Source organism: Micromonospora sp. NPDC048170 (genome assembly GCF_040652795.1).
In the GTDB taxonomy this organism is placed as follows: Bacteria; Actinomycetota; Actinomycetes; order Mycobacteriales; family Micromonosporaceae; genus Micromonospora.
Window position 1 is genome coordinate 196,861 of record NZ_JBEZMR010000010.1, and the last position, 17,205, is coordinate 214,065.

A 17,205-nucleotide genomic window follows, 5' to 3' on the forward strand; every position below is an offset into this window, starting at 1 on the left:
GATCATGCCGGGTGGCGTCACCCGGCCGGCCGGCGTTCCCGCTCGGAGCGCTGGGAGCGGAGGCGGCGGACGAGTTTGCGCAGGCCCGACTGCCAGCCGTCCGGGTCCTCCGCCCTGCGGAGGGCGTGGGCGGCGACCTCCGGGTGCGGGAGGATCAGGAAGCGCTCCTCGGCGAGACCCGCCACCACCGCGTCCGCGACCTGGTCCCCGGTGAGCACCGCGCCGGAGGCGGCCACGACGCGGGCGCCCAGGTGGCCGGCGGCCAGCCCGCCGGCCAGCATGGGCGTGTCCACGCCCTGCGGGCACAGCGCGCTGATCCGCACGCCCTGGTCGCGGTAGGTGACGGAGAGCCACTCGGCGAAGCCGACGGCGGCGTGCTTGGTCGTGGCGTACGGGGCGTCGCCGACCGAGGTCAGCACGCCCGCCGCCGAGCAGGTGTGCAGCAGGTAGCCGCTGCCCCGGGCCAGCATCGCCGGCAGCACCGCACGGGCCGCGTAGACGTGGGAGAGCACGTTCACCCGCCAGGCCCGGTCCCAGCCGGCGTCGGGGACCTCCATCCCACCGCCGGAGGTGACGCCCGCGTTGGCGCAGAACAGGTCGATCCGGCCGTACCGCCGCTCGGTGTCGGCCACCAGCACGCGGACCTGCTCCTCGTCGGTCACGTCCAGCGCGACGGCGTGGGCGACCGGGCCGATGCCGTCGGCCACCGCACGGGCCGCGTCGGCGTCGAGGTCGGCCAGCACCACGGTCGCCGCGCCCTCGGTGGCGAAGCGGCGGGCCAGGGCGGATCCGATGCCGCCGGCGCCACCGGTGATGATCACCACCCGGTCGGTGAGGTTCACCGTCGCTCACCCCCGCCCAGCCGCCCGATCAGCTCGCCCAGCGCCGCCGCGCCGCCGCCGGCCGCCTCGGGGGTCGGCAGCAGGGCCAGCACCGGGACGTCCACGCCAGCGTCGGCGTAGCGGCGGACCTGATCACGGCAGTGCTCCGGCGAGCCGTGCAGCACCAGCGCGTCGACCACCTCGTCGGGCACCGCCGCACCCGCGCCACGCCGGTCCCCCGCCGCCCAGGCCCGCCACATCGGCCCGAGCGCCTCCCCCCGGCCCAGCCAGCGGTGGAACTCGGCGTACGCGGGGACGGTGAGATAGCTGGTGATCAGCCGGCGGCCCAGGGCGCGGGCGTGCGCGGCGTCCTCGGTCGGGCAGACGAAGATCCGGGCGACCACGTCGAAGCCGGGGCGCCGCTCGCCCACCTCGGCCAGGGCCTGCGGCACGTCGTCGGCGGAGAGCCAGTTCAGGATCACGCCGTCGGCCTCGTCGCCGGCCAGCCGCAGCATCCCCGGGCGCAGCGCGGCGAGCAGCACCGGCGGCGGCACGGCCGGCTTCCGGTCCAGGGTGAACCGGCGCACGGCGAAGGTGTCGAAGTCGCCGTCGACGGTCTCGCCGGACAACGCGGCGCGCAGGAAGCGCAGCACGTCGCGGGCACGTCGGAACGGTTCGTCGAACGGCACCGCGTTCCAGTTGCGGACGACGACCGGTGAGGACGCGCCGATGCCGAGCGCGAACCGGCCCGGGGCGGCGTCGGCGAGCGCCGCCGCGCTCATCGCCAGCAGGCCCGGGCCCCGGGTGTAGACCGGCGTGATGGCGGTGCCCAGGCGCAGCCGGGGCTGCCAGGCGGCGGCGAGCGCCAGCGGGGTGAACGCGTCCGCCCCGTTGACCTCGGAGGACCAGACGTCGGTGAAGCCGGCCCGGTCGAGGGTCGCGTAGACCGCGGCGTGCTCGGCGAGCGGGATGCCGTCCAGCGGCACCGTCATGCCCCATCGCGTCGTCATCGGTCGATGGTGCCCGCTCGCCGCGCCGCAGAGCAAGATCCCGTCGGGGATCCCACTCGCACCGAGGCCAGCGGACGCGCGCGTGGCTGCGAAGCGGTGGCGCGAAGGTCGGCCCGGATGACCGGACGCAACGGCGGACGGGCCTCGGTCGGCTCTACCGCAGGACGCCCTCGTGTAGCGCCCGCAGCACCGCGTTGGTGCGGTCCCGGGCGCCGAGCTTGAGAAGGATCGCCGACACATGGTTCTTGACCGTCCCCTCCGCGAGGAAGAGCAGGCCGGCGATCTCCCGGTTGGTGTAGCCCTCGGCGACCAGCCGCAGCACATCCAGCTCCCGCTCGGTGAGTTCCTGCGACGGCGGAGCGCTCACCCCGATCGGGGACGGCGCCGAGCGGATGGCGCGCAGGAGCCGATCGGTGATCGACACGGCGATGAGCGTTCCGCCCGCGGCGAGGGTCTCGACCGCCCGGGTCAGCTGCTCCAGTGTGACGTCCTTGAGCAGGTAGCCCCGCGCTCCGGCGCGTAGGGCGTCGAGGACGAGGGTGTCGTCGTCGAAGGTGGTGAGCACCAGCACCGGTACGTCCGCCCCACGCTCACGTAGCCGTCGAAGGGCCCAGATGCCGTCCCGACGCGGCATGCGCAGGTCGAGCAGGACGACGTCGGGCCGGGTCGCGTCGATCACGTCCAGGGCCGCCTCGCCATCGTCCGCCTCGCCGACCACCTCGATGCCGGCCATGTCGAGCAGGGTGCGGATGCCCTGCCGGACCAGCGTCTGGTCGTCGACCACGACGACCCTGGTCACGCCGGCACTCCGGTCGTTTCGGCTGCACGGTCGTCTGGATGGACCATGCCGGTCACCGGGCCGGCATCCGGGCGGTCACCCGGAAGCCCGAGTTGCCGTCGTACGCGATCTCCCCGCCGAGTGCCGCGAGCCGCTCCGCGAGGCCCCGCAGCCCGTTGCCGGGGATCACATCTCGAGCGCCCTGCCCGTCGTCGACCGCGGTCAGTCGGATCGCGTCGTCGTGGCGGGCGATCGTAACTTTCAGCTCGCGCGCGCAGGCGTGCCGGAGAGTGTTGGTGATGATCTCCTGTACGGCCCGGACGAATGCCGCGGTCTGTTCCTCGTTCGCCTCGACGTCCTCCCCCACCTCGACCGTCACGTCGAGTCCGGGGATGTCGCGGCCGACGTCGCGCAGCGCCTCCGCGAGATCGGCGGCGGACCCGGCGCGCAGCGCGCTGACGGTGTCGCGGACGTCGGCGAGCACCTCACGGGCCACCCTGCCGGCCCGTTCGACATGCTCCCGTGCCGGGTCGCCCCCACGGTGTCGGGCCGCCTCCAGCTCAAGGGTGAGGACGGTGAGCTGGTGACCGAGCAGATCGTGCAGCTCGCGCGAGATGCGCAGTCGTTCCGCCGTGCGAGCGGACCCGGCCAGCAGCAGGCTGGCCGCCCGCAGCTCCACGTGTGCCCGGACAAGCTCCCGACGGTGCTGCTGCTCCCGTCGGACCGCGGTCACGCTGAACGCCGTCGCGATCTGGATCAGCCCGTAGAACACCCCGGCGGTGAGCGGCTCGACCGGGTCGTCGCGGACCCGGCTGACGGTCAGGGCGATCACGGCCGTGTTCAACGCGACCACCAGCAGGTTGACCGGCAGCCGGACGCCTTCCGGCCCGAGTGCGGCAATCACCACCAGCAGGATCGGCAGCATGCCGGCACGGGGGGCGGTCGCGACCACGCCCCAGCCGGCGACCACCGCCGTGCCGTAGACCGCCCACCTCAACACCCCGCCGCGGCGCCGGTCGAGGGCCCCCCACAGCGCTCCCCATTCGGCCACGGCGACGAGCGCCGCGACCAGGGTGACCACGAAGAGCCCTATCCACACCGGCGCCGGGATGTCGGGTTCGACCAGGCCGAGCATCACCGGCGACCCGACGCCCACGCACACGACGAGCATCACCAGGCCGGACCACTCATCGAGTCCGAGCCGCCGCATGCGGCCACCCTAGCCGCCGCGGCCGGCTTGCCACGGGTGCCGAAAGTCATGGCCCTCGAGGCTGACCTCCGGCACAGGCGGCGGGCGGGTGGTGTCGACCAGCATGGGGAGCATGACGCAACCCGCCATCGAGGTCGAGAACCTGCACAAACGGTACGGCGACATCGTCGCCGTCGACAACGTCAGCCTGACGGTGGCCTCCGGTGAGGTGCTGGGTGTCCTGGGCGTCAACGGGGCTGGCAAGACGACGATGATCGAGCTGATCGCCGGCCTGCGTGTCCCCGACCGGGGACGCGTCCGGGTGCTCGGCCGGGACCCGCGTCGGGATCGCGCCGCCGTACGCCAACTGCTCGGCGTGCAGTTGCAGAAGGCCGAGCTGCATGCGGCTCTGACCGTCGGTGAGCTGCTCGGCCTCTACCGCAGCTTCTACCCCGATCCGTGGCCCGCCGACGAACTGCTCGACCTGGTCGAGCTGCGGGGGCAGACCAGGACGCGATTCGAGAAGCTGTCCGGCGGCCAGCAGCAGCGCCTCTCCATAGCTCTCGCCCTGGTCGGCCGCCCGCGGGTGGTGATCCTCGACGAACTCACCACCGGGCTGGATCCCCGTGCCCGCAGGCGCATGTGGGCGGGTGTGGAGGGGCTGCGCGACGAGACCGTGTTGCTGGTCAGCCACGCGATGGACGAGGTCCAACGGCTCTGCGACCGGGTAGTGCTGCTCGACGCCGGCCGAATCGTCGCCCTGGACACACCGGCCGGACTGGTCGCCCGGGCCGGCGTCGCGAACCTGGAGGAGGCGTTCGTCCGCCTCACCGGCAAGGAACTCGTCACGGAGGAGGACGCATGAACGAGGTGACCACACGTCGGCCCGGGGCAGGATCGTGGCTGACCCTGATCGGGTGCGAGGCGAAGATGGTCGTCCGGGACACGGCCGGGCTGATCGTACCGATAGGGCTGCCACTGTTGATTCTGGTCATGAATGCCGCTACCGCCGGTGATCAGGAGGTTGCCGGCGGGCGCTCGGCGCTGGACCTTTTCGTCCTTCCGCTGGTCTTCACCATCGTCCTCGCCACGATCGGCATCGTGAACATGCCGAGTTTCCTGGCCTACTACCGCCGCAGCGGGGTGTTGCGCCGGCTCGCGGTCACCCCGGCGTCGCCGGCGATGGTGCTCGTCGCTCAGATGGTGGTGAGCCTGGCGCAGGTGGTGGTGGGGATCGGGCTCGCGTACGCCGTCGCTGTCGTCGGCTTCGACGCACGTCCGCCGGTCGACGTCGGCATCGCGCTCGCCGTGGTCGGGCTCTCGGTGGCCGCGATGTACGGGCTGGGCATGATCGTCGCCTCGGTGGCACCCACCCCGAATTCGGCGGTCGCCATCGGCCTGATCGCCTTCTTCGCCCTCGGGGCCGTCGGCGGGTTGTTCGGCGGCACCGCTTCCCTACCGGAACCGGTGGCCCGGGCCGCCTCGTGGCTGCCGTTCGGCGCGACTGTCGAGGCGCTCTCCAGCGCCTGGGCGGGGGGCCCGGTCGACGCATCGAACCTGGCAGGTCTGGCGATCACCGCAGTCGTCGGTACGACCGTCGCCGCGTTCCTGTTCCGCTGGAACTAGTCTTCAGACGTGACCTTCTCGCTCGTCGCCCGCTCCGATGACGGTCGGCACCACGGCGTCGTCGTGGCCAGCAGGTTCCTGGCCGCCGGTGCCCTGGTGCCGGCCGCCGAGGCCGAGATCGGGGCGCTCGCCACCCAGGCCCACCTCAACCTCGCCTACCGGCCGCAGGGGTTGGCGCTGCTGCGCACCGGGGTGGCCGCGACCGACGTGGTGGCCGGGCTGGTCGCCGCCGACCCGGACCGGGACCATCGCCAGCTCGGCGTGGTCGCCGCCACCGGCACGGGCGCCACCTGGACGGGCCCGAGCTGCCATCCCTGGGCCGGGGGCCAGGCCGGGGACGGCTGGGCGGCACAGGGCAACATCCTGGCCGGCCCGCAGGTGATCGAGGCGATGCGGGACGCCTGGCTGGGCGAGGGCGCGCTGCCCTTCCCCGACCGGCTGCTCGCCGCGCTGCGCGCCGGGGACCAGGCCGGCGGCGACCGGCGCGGCCGGCAGAGCGCCGGGCTGCTGGTGGTCGAGCGCGGCGGCGGGTACGACGGCGGCGGTGACGTCCTGGTCGACCTGCGGGTCGACGACCACCCCGACCCGGTGACCGAGCTGGGTCGGCTGCTCGCGGTGCACACCCTGCTCTTCGGCCGGCCCGACCCGGCCACCCTGCTCGACCTGACAGGCGCGGTCGCCGCCGAGGTCGGCGCGCTGCTGGCCGCACTCGGCCACCCGGTCGACCCGGCAGAGCCGGAGGAGGCGCTCTTCTCCTGGGCCGGCCTGGAGAACCTGGAGGAGCGCCTGGTGCCCGGCCGGATCGACCCGGTCGTGCTGGACCACCTGCGCAGGGCCGCCCCGCACGTGCCCGCCCCGCGCCCGGCGACGGACCCGCTCACCGCCGACGCCTGATCCGCCCGCCGGGGCCGGGCACGGGCCCCGCACGGCGACAGGCACGGACCGCACAGCGGGCACGGGCCATACGCGGCTGCGGCCTGTGCAACAGGCCCGGGCCCGCCCCACGCCTCAGCTCAGCGCCCTGCCCGATCAGCCGCCGAAGGAGAGCCAGCGGAAGCCGGCGTCGTCGACGACCGCCCGCTCGCGGTCGGTGAGGCCGACCCGGCCGGTGGCCTTGCGGATCAGCATGAGCCGGTCCCAGCCCAGGGCGGACGGGACGGCCCGCCCGCCGGTGAGCAGGTCGGCGACGACCGCCGCCGCGGTGGGCGTCAGCCACGGCCGCCGGTCCAGCGCCGCCGCCAGGTCCAGGCCGTGCACGCCGGCCTCCACCACGCGGGTACGCAGGAACTCGCCGAGCGCCATCGCGTCGCCGTGCCGGGTGCGCACCACCCGATCCTGCGGCGCGGCGTCGACGGCGTCGAGGGCGGCCCGCCAGGCCCGGTCGAAGTCCGCCACCAGGGCCGGCCCGTCGAGTTCCCGGGCCTCCCGCCGGCCGCTGTCGATCCGGGCGGCGTCCACGGTCGGGGCGAACTTGGCGGCCCCGAAGTAGCCGGCGGCGTCGACCTGCGCGCGGGGCGGGCCCGGGGCGGCGAGCATGTCGACCAGCCGCCCCGCGCCGGTGCGCACGTGGGCCAGCAACTCGCGTACGGTCCACGGCCGGCAGTCGGTCGGCCGGTCCAGATCCGCCTCGTCGACGCCGCGCAGCACCTCGCCGAGGCGCTCGCACTCGTCCCGGAACGCCGTCCGTACGCTCTCCACGGTTCTCCCTCCCCCGTTCCCAGACCCTCTCACGCCGGTGACCGCATCCCCGCGCGGCCGTTTCGGCGCCCGGCGGGCGGGTACGCGCGGCCGAGTTGACGAGAGGAGCGCCAGGGATGGCCGGAATCATGCTGCGCAGCACCGCGTTCAACGACCACGACATGCTGCCGAGCCGCTTCTCCAGGGACGGCGGCAACATGTCGCCGCCACTGGAGTGGGCGCAGGTGCCGGAGTCTGCGGCCGAACTGGTCCTCTTCGTCGAGGACCCGGACGCCGGGAAGACCCCGTTCCTGCACTGGCTGGTGACCGGGATCGCACCGAGCGCGGCCGGGGCGCCCGAGGGCGGCGTGCCGCTGGGTGGCCGCGAGTGGCCCAACGACTTCGGCACCACCGGGTGGGGCGGTCCGCACCCGCCCCAGGGTGACGACCCGCACCGGTACTTCTTCCGGCTCTACGCGCTGGACCGGCCGTTGGAGCTGCCCGACACGCCACGGGCGGACGAGGTGCACCGCCTGCTCGCCGAGCGGGACATCGCGAGCGGGACGATGGTGGGCACCTACTCGCGTTGAGCGGGTCAGCCCTTGACCCGCGGCACCAGCCGGTGCACGGCGGCGAGCACCAGCGCCATCACCACGCCCATGGTGCCGACGATCCCTGCGGCGCTGCCGGCGTACCCGACGAACAGCGGCCGGCGGGCCAGCTCGCCGGGCGGGGTGCCACGCAGCTCGACCAGCCAGGCGAGGGCGAACCCGCAGGCCACCAGCGCCAGCACGCCGCCGACGCTGAGCACCGTGGCGGCGACGCGGTGGGCGTCGGCCGACTCCACCTGCGCCTGTTCCCGCTGGGTGATCAGCAGCACCAGACCGGCCAGCGCCGCCCAGACCCCGACCACCAGGAACGCGGCCACCGCGTCGCTGGGCCGGTGCCACCCGGCGGAGAGGGTGGCCACCCCGGCGACCGCGGCGTAGCCCGCGCCGACGAACGCGCCGAACACCCGCACCTTGCGCGGCAGGACGAGCACCAGGGCCACCGCGACCGACGCGGCGACCGTGGCGTGCCCGCTGGGCAGGCTGTTGCCGGCGTAGATCCGTTCGGGGTCGATGCCGAAGTCGGGCCGGGTCAGGCCGTACTTGAGCAGCTGGGTGGTGGCGTTGGCGCCACCGATCAGCAGGGTGGCCGTGACGGCCAGGGCGATCCGGCCCCGGATCAGGGCGATGAAGCCGATCACCGCGGTCGCCGCCAGCAGCGAGACGACCGACATGGCGTTGAGGATCCGGTCCACCGGTTCGTCGATGCGGTCCTGCCCGATCCGGTTGCCGGTCAGGGCCACGGTGTCGACCCACTGGCCGACCTCGACGTGCACGGCGACCCGCCACACCGCGAGGAAGGCTGCCGCCTGAACGATCGCCAGGACGACCAACCAGACCGCGGTCCAACCCCTCGCCGTCGCTCGCACCCGCACACGGTAGCGGCAGGCACCCCCCGGTCGGCGGGTGGCCTGCCGTTCGGGGGCGGCTAGGTTGGTGGCGGACGTGAGGAGGGTGCGGTGACGCGTACACCGGAGCGTGGGACGGCCCCGGCGGGTCAGCCGGAGACGCTCGCGGATCTGCTCGGCGGGCGCCGGGGCGCCGTCGACGCCAGTCTGCCGCCGGTGGCGTTCGCGCTCGGTTGGCTACTCGGCGGGCACTCGCTGTGGGGCGGGGTGGGCGCCGCGGTGCTCACCGGCGCCGCGCTGGCCGGCTGGCGGCTGCGTCGGGGCGACCGGCCGCGCTCGGTGCTGGTCGGGCTGCTGGCCGTCTGCGTGGCCGCGCTGATCGCGTTGCGTACCGGTCGCGCCGAGGACTTCTTCCTCGTCCAACTGCTGTCCAACGCGGCGAGCACGCTGGCCTGGGTGGTCAGCATCGTGGTGCGCTGGCCGCTGCTCGGCGTGGTGGTGGGTGCCGTGCTCGGCCAGCGCACCCGGTGGCGGCGGGATCCGGCGCTGCTGCGCGCGTACGGCCGGGGCAGTTGGGTCTGGGCGGTGAGCTACGTGCTGCGGCTGGCGGTGTTCCTGCCGCTGTGGCTCGGCGGCCAGGTGCTCGCGCTGACGGTGGCCCGGGTCGCGCTGTCCTGGCCGCTGGTGGCGGCGGTGCTCGCCGTGAGCTGGGTGGTGGTGCGCCGGTCGCTGCCGGCGGGGCATCCGGGGCTGCGTCACCCGGTCGTGCCGGCTCCGGTCCCGGCGGAGCCGGCCGGAAAGTAAGGGAGAGGCCGCCACGGGGGGAGCGGCCTCTCCGGTGACGTACGTTACTCCGTTCCGGCCCCGCGCGTGATCCCGTGGTGGCCGGTTTTTCGGGCGTTTTCGCGGCGGGTGCGTATCCGGGTGGCGGGACGGGCCGGTGGGCCTCCGGGTGGACGGCCGCGCCGCCCACCCGGAGGAGTCGGTTCAGCCGTTGGGGAACAGCTTGCCGTAGTCGGCGTACGCCATGGCGACGTCCGCCTGCGCCCAGAACCGGTGGTACCTGAACTCCGGCTCGGGGCCGCCGTCCAGGTACGCCTGGACCTTCGGCCAGGCCGGGTCGTTCTTGTAGAAGGAGCGGATGTCCACGAAGCTCTTGCCGGCGGCGATGGCGTCACCGTTGGGCATCGTCCCCGTCCAGCCCGGCGGCACGTAGAGGCCCTGGCCGGTGCCGGCGTCGTAGACGTCGTCGAAGCGGCGGTAGTCGCCGCGCTTCTCCACGGTGGAGACACCCTGGGCGTCGCTGGCCGCGTGCAGGGCCTCCAGCAGCCCCTTGGCGGTGTTCTTCGCCGCCGCGTTGCCCGACCTGGCCGCGTACGCGATCAGGGTGCGGGCGTAGGCGGCGGCGATGCCGACGTCCTGGCCCTTCACCGTGACCTCGACGTGCAGGTTGGTGTTGGGCTGCGGGTTGGCCGGGTTCCAGGTGGTCGGCTGGCCGGTCCACCTCATGTCCGACGGGATCGACCAGTTGGCGCCCAGCGTGGTGTTGGCGATCGCCCACGGCACCCACTTGTCGAGCAGCGCCTTGGCCTTGGCGTTGCCGGTCTCCAGGTAGAGCTCGGCGATGCGCTGCATCGACCACGCCTGCATGCCGAACCACTGGTTCGACGGCGGGTCGTTGTAGACCGGGTCGACGTCGTAGTACATGCCGTAGAACGTCGACGTGCCGGCTGGCGGCTGGCCGTAGTGGCCGCCCCAGCTGTTGGTCGCGCCGCCGGCGATGCCGCCCTCGGCGGACTGGAGCCAGGTGTAGAACTCCAGTTGCCGCTCCAGGCTCTTGGTCCAGTCGGTGACCGCGGTCGGCGACTTCGGCTTGAGTTCGTTGACGTTGGTCAGCGCCCAGGCCGCGAACGGGTTCTGGTAGCCGAAGTGGTTGTGGCTGGAGCCGATGCGCCACGACCAGTTCTGGTTCGGCTCGTACGCGCCGCCCCAGGCGTAGTACCAGGACATCAGGTAGTGCGCCGAGTCCTTGCCCGTGCCGGCCGGGCAGGTGGCGGCGCCGACGCAGTTGCCGATCTTCTTGAAGTACTTGTCGAACATGGCGTACCGCAGGTAGTCACCCATCTTCGCGGCCTTGGCCACGGTGGCCGCCACGTCGGCCTCCCTGCCCTGCGCCTTGGCCCAGGTCAGGGCCCAGTACGCGGCCTGCACGGCGCGGGCGTCGGCGTCGGGGGCGTTGGTGTACTTCCACTGCTTCGCCGGCGCGTTCGCCTCCTTGACGAACAGGTCCAGGTAGCCGTTGCGGCCACCGTGGGCGAAGGTGTCGCAGGACGGCTGCGGCACGGTCTCCCACACCGACTCCTGGGTGCCCCGCTGGAAGGTGTTGATGTACGCCGGCCGGCTGGTGCCGTCGCCGCAGCGGCCGTAGCCGTAGGTGTTGTCGACGTCGAGCAGCCAGTGCATGCCGTAGATGTCACCGGTGCCGTAGGTGTTCTGGAGCTCCGCACGCAGCGGGTCCTGGCCGACCGGCACGGACGGCTCCAGTTGCGACGGGTACTGGCTGGGCAGGTCGTGCTCGGCGGCGTACTGCGCGGTGCCGGCCGAGCCGGCCGTCGGCTGGTCTGAATGATTCGGAATTATATATTTCTCCATCACCGTCCAGGAGTTGTTGAACGGCGCCCAGTTCTGGGTCACCCGCCCGTACTGGGCCTCCAGCCACAGCCAGAAGCTGAACGCCTCGGAGGTCGTCTCGTGCCCGTGGTCGGGCGCCTCGACGATCAGCGTCTCGATGGAGTGGTACGGCACGCCCTCGGGGCTGAAGTAGCCGGAGTTCTTGATCTTGCCGTACTGGTCGAGGAAGCGCTTGACGTAGGTGTCGTCCCCGCCGCCGGTGTCGTTGTCGATCTCGGTGGCGGTGATCGCCAGCGGCGCGTAGCCGGTGGCCGAGGCGGTGACGGTGGCGGTGCCGCCGAGCGTGTCGGCGTCCTCGGCCGCCGCGACGGTCACGTTCACCCCGGTGTTCCAGTTGCTCGGGGTCAGCGTCACCGAGGCCGGCGAGACGGTGATGTCGGTGTCGCCGGTGCGGGCGAGGGACACCGGCACGTTGGCCGTCGGCGCGGCGCTGAGCTTCAGGTTGACCGTCGAGCTGCCACCCTCGGTCACGCTCACCGCCGACGGGGTGGCCACCAGCACCGGCCCGGACGCCGCCGTGACGGTGAACGACCTCTCCGCGGTGGCGGTCAGGTTCGCGTTGTCGTACGCCTTGGCCTGCACGGTGTACGCGCCGGCGGGCAGATCCTCCAGCGTGTAGCCGTACGGGGCGGTGGTGTCGGTGTTGACCAGCAGGCCGTTGCGGTAGAACTCGACCTTGCTGATGGTCCCGTCCGGGTCGCTGGCCGTGGCGCTGAGCGGCACGTCCGCGGGGGCCTCGAACGGGCCGGCCGGCACGCTCAGCCCGACCGTCGGCGGCTGCTGCGGCGCGCCGCCGCAGGTGACGCCGTTGACCGAGAAGGACGTCGGCTTCGGGTTGGTGCCGCCGTGCGTGCCGTTGAAGCCGATGCTGGTCGAGGCGCCCGTACCGAGGCCGCCGTTCCAGGACTCGTTGGTGGCCGTGACCTCGTTGCCGGTCTGGCTCCACCTGGCCGACCAGCCCTGGGTCACCCGCTGGTCGCCGGGGAAGGCGAACTTCAACGTCCAGCCGTTGATCGGGTCACCGAGGTTCTTGATGGTGATGTTGGCGGTGAAGCCGTTGTTCCAGTCGCTGGTCGCGTAGACCACGTCGCAGGCGGGGGCGGCCTGCGCGGCGCCGGCCGGCAGGGTCACCCCGCCGACGGCGAGCACGGTGGCGGCGACCATCGCCAGGCGGCGACGTCTTGCCAGATCTCTCATGTGCGCGGTGTCTCCTCGGACCTGGCCGGGGACGGAAGGCCCCGGCGGGGCGCCCTCCCGCGAACGGGGATTCGAAGGCGCCCGGGGATGGTGGTCGCCCCGGCCCGGGGCCGGGGTGCGGCGGGCGCCCACCCCTGCGGGGCGGCAACTCCACCGACTGCGTCGGATGCCGTACCGGAGACACCGGCTGCCCTCGGCGACCCACGCTTGCGCGATCTGGCTCCGCGTCGCGGTGGCGACAGTGTGCCACGCATGGAAACGCTCCCACAATGGTCGGCAGCGCGCCGGATCAGCAACATGTTTCGATCTCGTTTTGGGGCTTTCACAAAGCCGTGACGGGCGTTACAGTCGCAGCATCGGTCGATGGGAGCGCTTCCATCGACAGAGATGCAACTGGAAGATCACCCGGGATTTCGTCGACGACGGAACCCGGGGAGTCAGCCCGAAGGGCTGACGACGGGCCAGCCCGGACACCGCCGTCAGCCATCCCACCCACATTGGAGGGAGGTGGATCCGCCAGCCACTCGCGTGGCCCGGCTCCCGCGCGACACGCACGACAGGACGCCAATTCCGCCCGTGCGTGTGCAGCACCGGTGGGGACGGGGGTTGCCCTCCCCCGTCCCCACACTAAACCCCCGTCCACGACGGGAAAAGAGGCCGACGGAACTGGCCGTGTCGCCGTTCCGACCGGCCTCGTCCGCTGTCCGCCCGCACCGCCCGGTCGACGCCCCGCGCCCCCGGCGCCCCGGCGTCCCGCGGCCGGCCACCCGAGCGAGCTGCCACCGCGCACCCCGCTCCCGGGCCACCGTCACGGGCACCCAGGACACACCTTTTCGCCATCCCGCTCGCCCCCGCCCGGCCCGACTCGGGCGGAGGCGACCGATCGACGGCTCCTACCCTATGCTGGGAGCGCTCCCGGCCCGGCGGCGGCCACGCACACCATGAGGAGAACCGATGTCGATGCCCACCCCGCGCCCGCCCCACGGCACCGCGCCCTCCGCCACCACCGGCACCACACCGGGGGCCGTCGCGGGCGGCGGGAACCGGTCCGCCGGCCCGCGAGCCGACGGGACACCGGCGGACGGGCTGCCCTTCCCCCCGGGCTTCGTCTGGGGAGCGGCCACCTCGGCGTACCAGATCGAGGGTGCGGCCAAGGAGGACGGTCGGGGCGAGTCGATCTGGGACACCTTCAGCCACACGCCGGGACGCACCCGCAACGGCGACACCGGCGACGTCGCCGCCGACCACTACCACCGGTACGCCGAGGACCTGGACCTGATGCGCGACCTCGGGCTGCACAGCTACCGGTTCTCCATCTCCTGGCCCCGGGTGCAGGCCGACGGCACCGGCGCGCCCAACCAGCGGGGGCTCGACTTCTACCGCCGACTCGTCGACGGGCTGCGCGAGCGGGGCATCGCGCCGATGGCGACCCTGTACCACTGGGACCTGCCACAGGCCCTTCAGGACGGGGGCGGCTGGGAGTCGCGCGACGTCGCCCAGCGCTTCGCCGACTACGCCGAGATCGTCTTCCGCGCACTCGGCGACCGGGTGCCGGTCTGGCTGACCGTCAACGAACCGAAGACGGTGGTGCAGAACGGCTATCTCGAAGGACACCACGCTCCGGGCCGGCAGGACCCGGACGCCGCGTACCTGGTCGCCCACCACCTGCACCTGGCCCACGGGCTCGCCGTCGCGGCGCACCGCGCCACCGGCACCGGCCGGATCGGCCCGGCGCTCAACCTGCACCCCTGCTACCCGGCCGACGACTCGCCCGAGGCGGCCCGGGCGGCCCGGCTCTACGACGGGTACGAGAACCGCCTCTACCTCGACCCGATCCTGACCGGCCGCTATCCCCAGGACGTGCTCGACGACCTCGGCCCGGGCAGCCGGCTGGCCCGCGGCATCCGCGACGGGGACCTGGCGACCATCTCCGCGCCGGTGGACCTGCTCGCCGTGCAGTACTACACGCCGTACTACGTCACCGCCGACGGCACGACGACCCCGCGTTGGCCCACCTCCCAGGCCCCCTGGCAGCAGATTTACCCCGACGGGATGTACGACATCCTGACCCGGGTGAGCCGCGACTACGGCCCGATCCCGCTGACCGTCACCGAGAACGGGCTGCCCAGCCCGGACACGCTCGGCGCCGACGGCACGGTCGACGACACCGGGCGGATCACCTTCCTGCGCGACCACCTCGCCGCCGTCCACCGCGCCGTGGCCGCCGGCGTGCCGCTGGAGAGCTACCACGTCTGGTCCCTGCTCGACAACTTCGAGTGGGACGCGGGATACGACGAGCGCTGGGGGCTGGTCTACGTGGACTACCAGACGCAGCGGCGCGTACTCAAGCGCAGCGCCCACTGGTACCGCCAGGTCATCGCCGCCAACGGCATCTGAGCGCCGGACCCGGCCAGGCGCCGGCGCGCGTCGATCAGCTCGCCGGCGCCACCCGCCACTGCGATCCGACGACGGTCAGTAGCCGCAGCGCCTCGGCCGACCGGCTGCCCGGTGTGGTGGTGTGCAGCACGAGCCGCTGCCCGCTCCCGGCCAGCTCCAGCACCTCGCGGTCCATCGTCAGCTCGCCCACCGCCCGGTGGGCCACGCGAATCCGGTCCGGTCCGTCGCGTACGCAGACCCCGTGGTCCCGCCAGCGGCGGTCGAACTCGGGGCTGTCGGCGCGCAGCCCGGCCAGCAGCCGCTTCAGGGCCGCATCGTCCGGGTAGCGGCCGGCCGCCGCGCGCAGGTCCGCCACGCACCGAGCGGCGACGGCCCACGCGCCGGCCTCGTCGACCTCCGGGGCCGGCCGGCCCCGGAACATCCGCCAGGCAAGGTTGCGCTCGCCCGGCGCCCAGTCGTCCGGGTCGCCCAGCACGACCACCGCCAGCGAATTCCAGGCGAGCAGGTCGTACCGGGCGTCGATGACGTAGGCGGGGGTGTCGGTGAGCCGGTCGAGCAGATGCCGGAGCCCGTGCGGCACGACGTCGTCCGGACGGGCCGGTGGATCGGGCACCTCGCCGGCCAGGCGGAACAGGTGCGACCGCTCGGTCGGGTAGAGCAACAGGGCGCGCCCCAACGCGGCGAGCACCTGCCGGGACGGCCGGGGCGCGCGAGCCTGCTCCAGCCGGTTGTAGTAGTCGACCGAGATCCCGGCGAGCTGGGCGACCTCCTCCCGGCGCAGTCCCGGAGTACGCCGGCGCACGCCGGGAGGCAGCCCGACATCCTCCGGGCCCAACCGGGCGCGACGGCTGCGCAGGAACTCGGCGAGCAGGGGGCGGTCCATCCACCCATGGTGGCTCGACCGGTCCGGGTCAACCAGGGACCGGTGATCCCTGGTTCGACGAAGCCTTCCGGGCCCGGACCCCGGCGCGCAGGGTTGGCCACATGAGTGCACAGGTCGCCCTCGTCACGGGGGCCAACAGGGGAATCGGCTACGAGATCGCGCGGGGGCTCGCCGCGGCAGGATTCCGGTTGCTGATCGGCTCCCGGTCGGCACAGCGCGGCCGGGAGGCGGCCGAAAAGCTCACCGTCGCCGGGTACGACGTGTCGACGGTGCCCCTCGACGTCACCGACGCGGAGTCGGTCGCCGCCGCAGCCCGGACCGTCGAGCGGGCGTACGGCCGGCTCGACGTGCTGGTCAACAACGCCGCGGTGCTGCTCGACTTCGGGATCGCGCCGAGCGCCGCCCCGATCGAGGCGGTGCGGCGCACCTTCGAGACGAACGTGTTCGGGATGGTGGCGGTGACCAACGCGCTGCTGCCGCTGCTGCGCGGGGCGCCGGCCGGACGGATCGTCAACCTGTCCAGCGAACTGGGCTCGCTGGCGCTCACCACCGATCCGACGTCGCCGTACTCCCGGATGCCGATGGTGGCCTACAACGCCTCGAAGAGCGCGGTGAACGCCGTGACCGTCTCCTACGCAAACGAGCTACGCGGGACACCGATCAAGGTCAACGCGGCCGATCCCGGCTACTGCGCCACGGACATGAACGACGGCGAGGGTGATCGCACCCCGCAGCAGGGGGCGTCGGTCGCCATCCGGCTGGCGACCCTGCCGGCCAGCGGGCCGAGCGGGGGCTACTTCGACGAGAACGGGCCGCTGCCCTGGTGAGCGGTTGGCGACGCACCGGCCGTCCTGTACGGACTCCGGTGCGTCGCCGACCGCGGGACGCCGGCGGCCCAGCGGTCCCGGCGTCAACACCGCACGTCCTCCGTCAGCGGGGCAGGGCCTGCTGGAGTTCCGCCCGCAGCGCCGGGGTGAGCATCTCCCCCGTCTGCTTGGCCAGCCGCGCCATCTCGTAGCCGACCACGCCGATGTCGGCGTCCGCCCCGGCCAGCGTGGCCAGGATGGAGCCGTCTCGCACCTGCATGACCAGGAAGTAGCCACGCCCCATCTCGACGACCGTCTGCTTGACCACGTCCCCGTCGAACATCTGGGCCGCTCCCGCGGTGATGCTCATCAGTCCCGAGGTCACCGCGGCGAGCTTGTCGGCGTTGTCCCGGGGCAGGTGGTCGGATATCGCGACCAGCAGGCCGTCGGAGGAGACCACGATGGCGTGCACCACCCCCGGCACCCGCTCCGCGAACCCGCTGACCAACCAGCTCAGGTCAAGAGCCTCCCGGCTCAACGTCGTCATCGCTGTCCCCCTTCGCTGAGTATGCCGCCCGGCGGCATGAAAATCTCGGTGGTCTCCTCGGCCTCTGCCCGCCGTACCCCGCTGTAGAACCGGGACAGCATCCCCCCGACCGCCTCCGGGTCCGGGT

General features: G+C 73.2%; 16 protein-coding genes. 7 read left to right on the forward strand and 9 right to left on the reverse strand.

The window, feature by feature from the left end; all coding sequences use genetic code 11:
• Nucleotides 1–17: 17 nt before the first annotated feature.
• From AB0D32_RS16425 to AB0D32_RS16440, 4 genes are all read right to left on the reverse strand, one after another.
• Nucleotides 18–842, reverse strand: coding sequence for an SDR family oxidoreductase (locus tag AB0D32_RS16425; RefSeq protein ID WP_357090347.1), 825 nt, complete (start codon nt 840–842; stop codon nt 18–20).
• Entirely contained in the window at nt 839–1,813 is a 975-nt protein-coding gene (locus tag AB0D32_RS16430) for an LLM class F420-dependent oxidoreductase (RefSeq protein ID WP_357090389.1), read from the reverse strand. The genes AB0D32_RS16425 and AB0D32_RS16430 overlap by 4 nt, the downstream gene beginning before the upstream one ends.
• Nucleotides 1,814–1,985: 172 nt before the next feature.
• Entirely contained in the window at nt 1,986–2,630 is a 645-nt protein-coding gene (locus AB0D32_RS16435; RefSeq protein WP_357090349.1) for a response regulator transcription factor, read from the reverse strand.
• A gap of 52 nt (nt 2,631–2,682) precedes the next feature.
• Nucleotides 2,683–3,819 carry a sensor histidine kinase gene (locus AB0D32_RS16440; RefSeq protein ID WP_357090351.1) on the reverse strand — a complete coding sequence of 379 codons (1,137 nt, stop codon included), beginning with the start codon at nt 3,817–3,819 and terminating at the stop codon, nt 2,683–2,685.
• Nucleotides 3,820–3,931: 112 nt separating this feature from the next.
• On the opposite strand from AB0D32_RS16440, the gene AB0D32_RS16445 reads away from it, so the two are divergent.
• Genes AB0D32_RS16445 through AB0D32_RS16455 form a run of 3 tightly spaced genes read left to right on the forward strand, consistent with a single transcriptional unit; the run spans nt 3,932 to nt 6,318 of the window.
• The gene (locus tag AB0D32_RS16445) at nt 3,932–4,663 is read left to right on the forward strand and encodes an ABC transporter ATP-binding protein (RefSeq protein ID WP_357090353.1); all 732 of its coding nucleotides are present in this window, start codon (nt 3,932–3,934) and stop codon (nt 4,661–4,663) included.
• Nucleotides 4,660–5,424 (forward strand): ABC transporter permease, encoded by a 765-nt coding sequence (locus AB0D32_RS16450; RefSeq protein ID WP_357090355.1) that lies wholly within the window; start codon nt 4,660–4,662, stop codon nt 5,422–5,424. The genes AB0D32_RS16445 and AB0D32_RS16450 overlap by 4 nt, the downstream gene beginning before the upstream one ends.
• 9 nt (nt 5,425–5,433) lie before the next feature.
• Nucleotides 5,434–6,318 (forward strand): DUF1028 domain-containing protein, encoded by an 885-nt coding sequence (locus AB0D32_RS16455; RefSeq protein WP_357090358.1) that lies wholly within the window; start codon nt 5,434–5,436, stop codon nt 6,316–6,318.
• Nucleotides 6,319–6,453: 135 nt separating this feature from the next.
• Here AB0D32_RS16455 and AB0D32_RS16460 read toward each other — a convergent pair whose 3' ends face one another.
• The gene (locus AB0D32_RS16460) at nt 6,454–7,155 is read right to left on the reverse strand and encodes a maleylpyruvate isomerase N-terminal domain-containing protein (protein ID WP_357090360.1); all 702 of its coding nucleotides are present in this window, start codon (nt 7,153–7,155) and stop codon (nt 6,454–6,456) included.
• An 83-nt stretch (nt 7,156–7,238) separates the two neighbouring features.
• On the opposite strand from AB0D32_RS16460, the gene AB0D32_RS16465 reads away from it, so the two are divergent.
• The gene (locus tag AB0D32_RS16465; protein ID WP_357090362.1) at nt 7,239–7,691 is read left to right on the forward strand and encodes a YbhB/YbcL family Raf kinase inhibitor-like protein; all 453 of its coding nucleotides are present in this window, start codon (nt 7,239–7,241) and stop codon (nt 7,689–7,691) included.
• A gap of 5 nt (nt 7,692–7,696) precedes the next feature.
• Here the strand turns inward: AB0D32_RS16465 and AB0D32_RS16470 are convergent, their stop codons facing one another.
• A complete protein-coding gene (locus AB0D32_RS16470; protein ID WP_357090365.1) occupies nt 7,697–8,584 on the reverse strand; it encodes a phosphatase PAP2 family protein in 888 nt (295 codons plus the stop codon).
• Between the two features lie 84 nt (nt 8,585–8,668).
• On the opposite strand from AB0D32_RS16470, the gene AB0D32_RS16475 reads away from it, so the two are divergent.
• Nucleotides 8,669–9,361 carry a DUF3159 domain-containing protein gene (locus tag AB0D32_RS16475; RefSeq protein ID WP_357090367.1) on the forward strand — a complete coding sequence of 231 codons (693 nt, stop codon included), beginning with the start codon at nt 8,669–8,671 and terminating at the stop codon, nt 9,359–9,361.
• A 183-nt stretch (nt 9,362–9,544) separates the two neighbouring features.
• Here the strand turns inward: AB0D32_RS16475 and AB0D32_RS16480 are convergent, their stop codons facing one another.
• Nucleotides 9,545–12,436: a glycoside hydrolase family 48 protein gene (locus AB0D32_RS16480; protein ID WP_357090391.1), complete on the reverse strand. Its 2,892-nt coding sequence runs from the start codon at nt 12,434–12,436 to the stop codon at nt 9,545–9,547.
• Nucleotides 12,437–13,399: 963 nt separating this feature from the next.
• Here AB0D32_RS16480 and AB0D32_RS16485 point away from each other — a divergent pair.
• On the forward strand, nt 13,400–14,842 hold the full coding sequence (locus tag AB0D32_RS16485) for a GH1 family beta-glucosidase (RefSeq protein WP_357090369.1): 1,443 nt from the start codon (nt 13,400–13,402) through the stop codon (nt 14,840–14,842).
• Between the two features lie 34 nt (nt 14,843–14,876).
• On the opposite strand, the gene AB0D32_RS16490 is transcribed toward AB0D32_RS16485, so the two are convergent.
• Nucleotides 14,877–15,725: a helix-turn-helix transcriptional regulator gene (locus AB0D32_RS16490; protein WP_357090371.1), complete on the reverse strand. Its 849-nt coding sequence runs from the start codon at nt 15,723–15,725 to the stop codon at nt 14,877–14,879.
• Nucleotides 15,726–15,826: 101 nt separating this feature from the next.
• On the opposite strand from AB0D32_RS16490, the gene AB0D32_RS16495 reads away from it, so the two are divergent.
• Nucleotides 15,827–16,552, forward strand: a complete 726-nt coding sequence (locus tag AB0D32_RS16495) for an SDR family oxidoreductase (protein ID WP_357090373.1) — start codon at nt 15,827–15,829, stop codon at nt 16,550–16,552.
• Between the two features lie 103 nt (nt 16,553–16,655).
• On the opposite strand, the gene AB0D32_RS16500 is transcribed toward AB0D32_RS16495, so the two are convergent.
• Nucleotides 16,656–17,069, reverse strand: a complete 414-nt coding sequence (locus AB0D32_RS16500; protein WP_357090393.1) for a roadblock/LC7 domain-containing protein — start codon at nt 17,067–17,069, stop codon at nt 16,656–16,658.
• Nucleotides 17,070–17,205 lie beyond the last annotated feature (136 nt).

Bases quoted from the DNA above. Each gene is read 5' to 3' on its own strand.
- AB0D32_RS16445 (WP_357090353.1), top strand. From the start codon at position 3,932: ATGACGCAACCCGCCATCGAGGTCGAGAACCTGCACAAACGGTACGGC.
- AB0D32_RS16485 (WP_357090369.1), top strand. From the start codon at position 13,400: ATGTCGATGCCCACCCCGCGCCCGCCCCACGGCACCGCGCCCTCCGCC.
- AB0D32_RS16490 (WP_357090371.1), bottom strand. From the start codon at position 15,725: ATGGACCGCCCCCTGCTCGCCGAGTTCCTGCGCAGCCGTCGCGCCCGG.
- AB0D32_RS16430 (WP_357090389.1), bottom strand. From the start codon at position 1,813: ATGACGGTGCCGCTGGACGGCATCCCGCTCGCCGAGCACGCCGCGGTC.
- AB0D32_RS16495 (WP_357090373.1), top strand. From the start codon at position 15,827: ATGAGTGCACAGGTCGCCCTCGTCACGGGGGCCAACAGGGGAATCGGC.
- AB0D32_RS16440 (WP_357090351.1), bottom strand. From the start codon at position 3,819: ATGCGGCGGCTCGGACTCGATGAGTGGTCCGGCCTGGTGATGCTCGTC.
- AB0D32_RS16465 (WP_357090362.1), top strand. From the start codon at position 7,239: ATGGCCGGAATCATGCTGCGCAGCACCGCGTTCAACGACCACGACATG.
- AB0D32_RS16450 (WP_357090355.1), top strand. From the start codon at position 4,660: ATGAACGAGGTGACCACACGTCGGCCCGGGGCAGGATCGTGGCTGACC.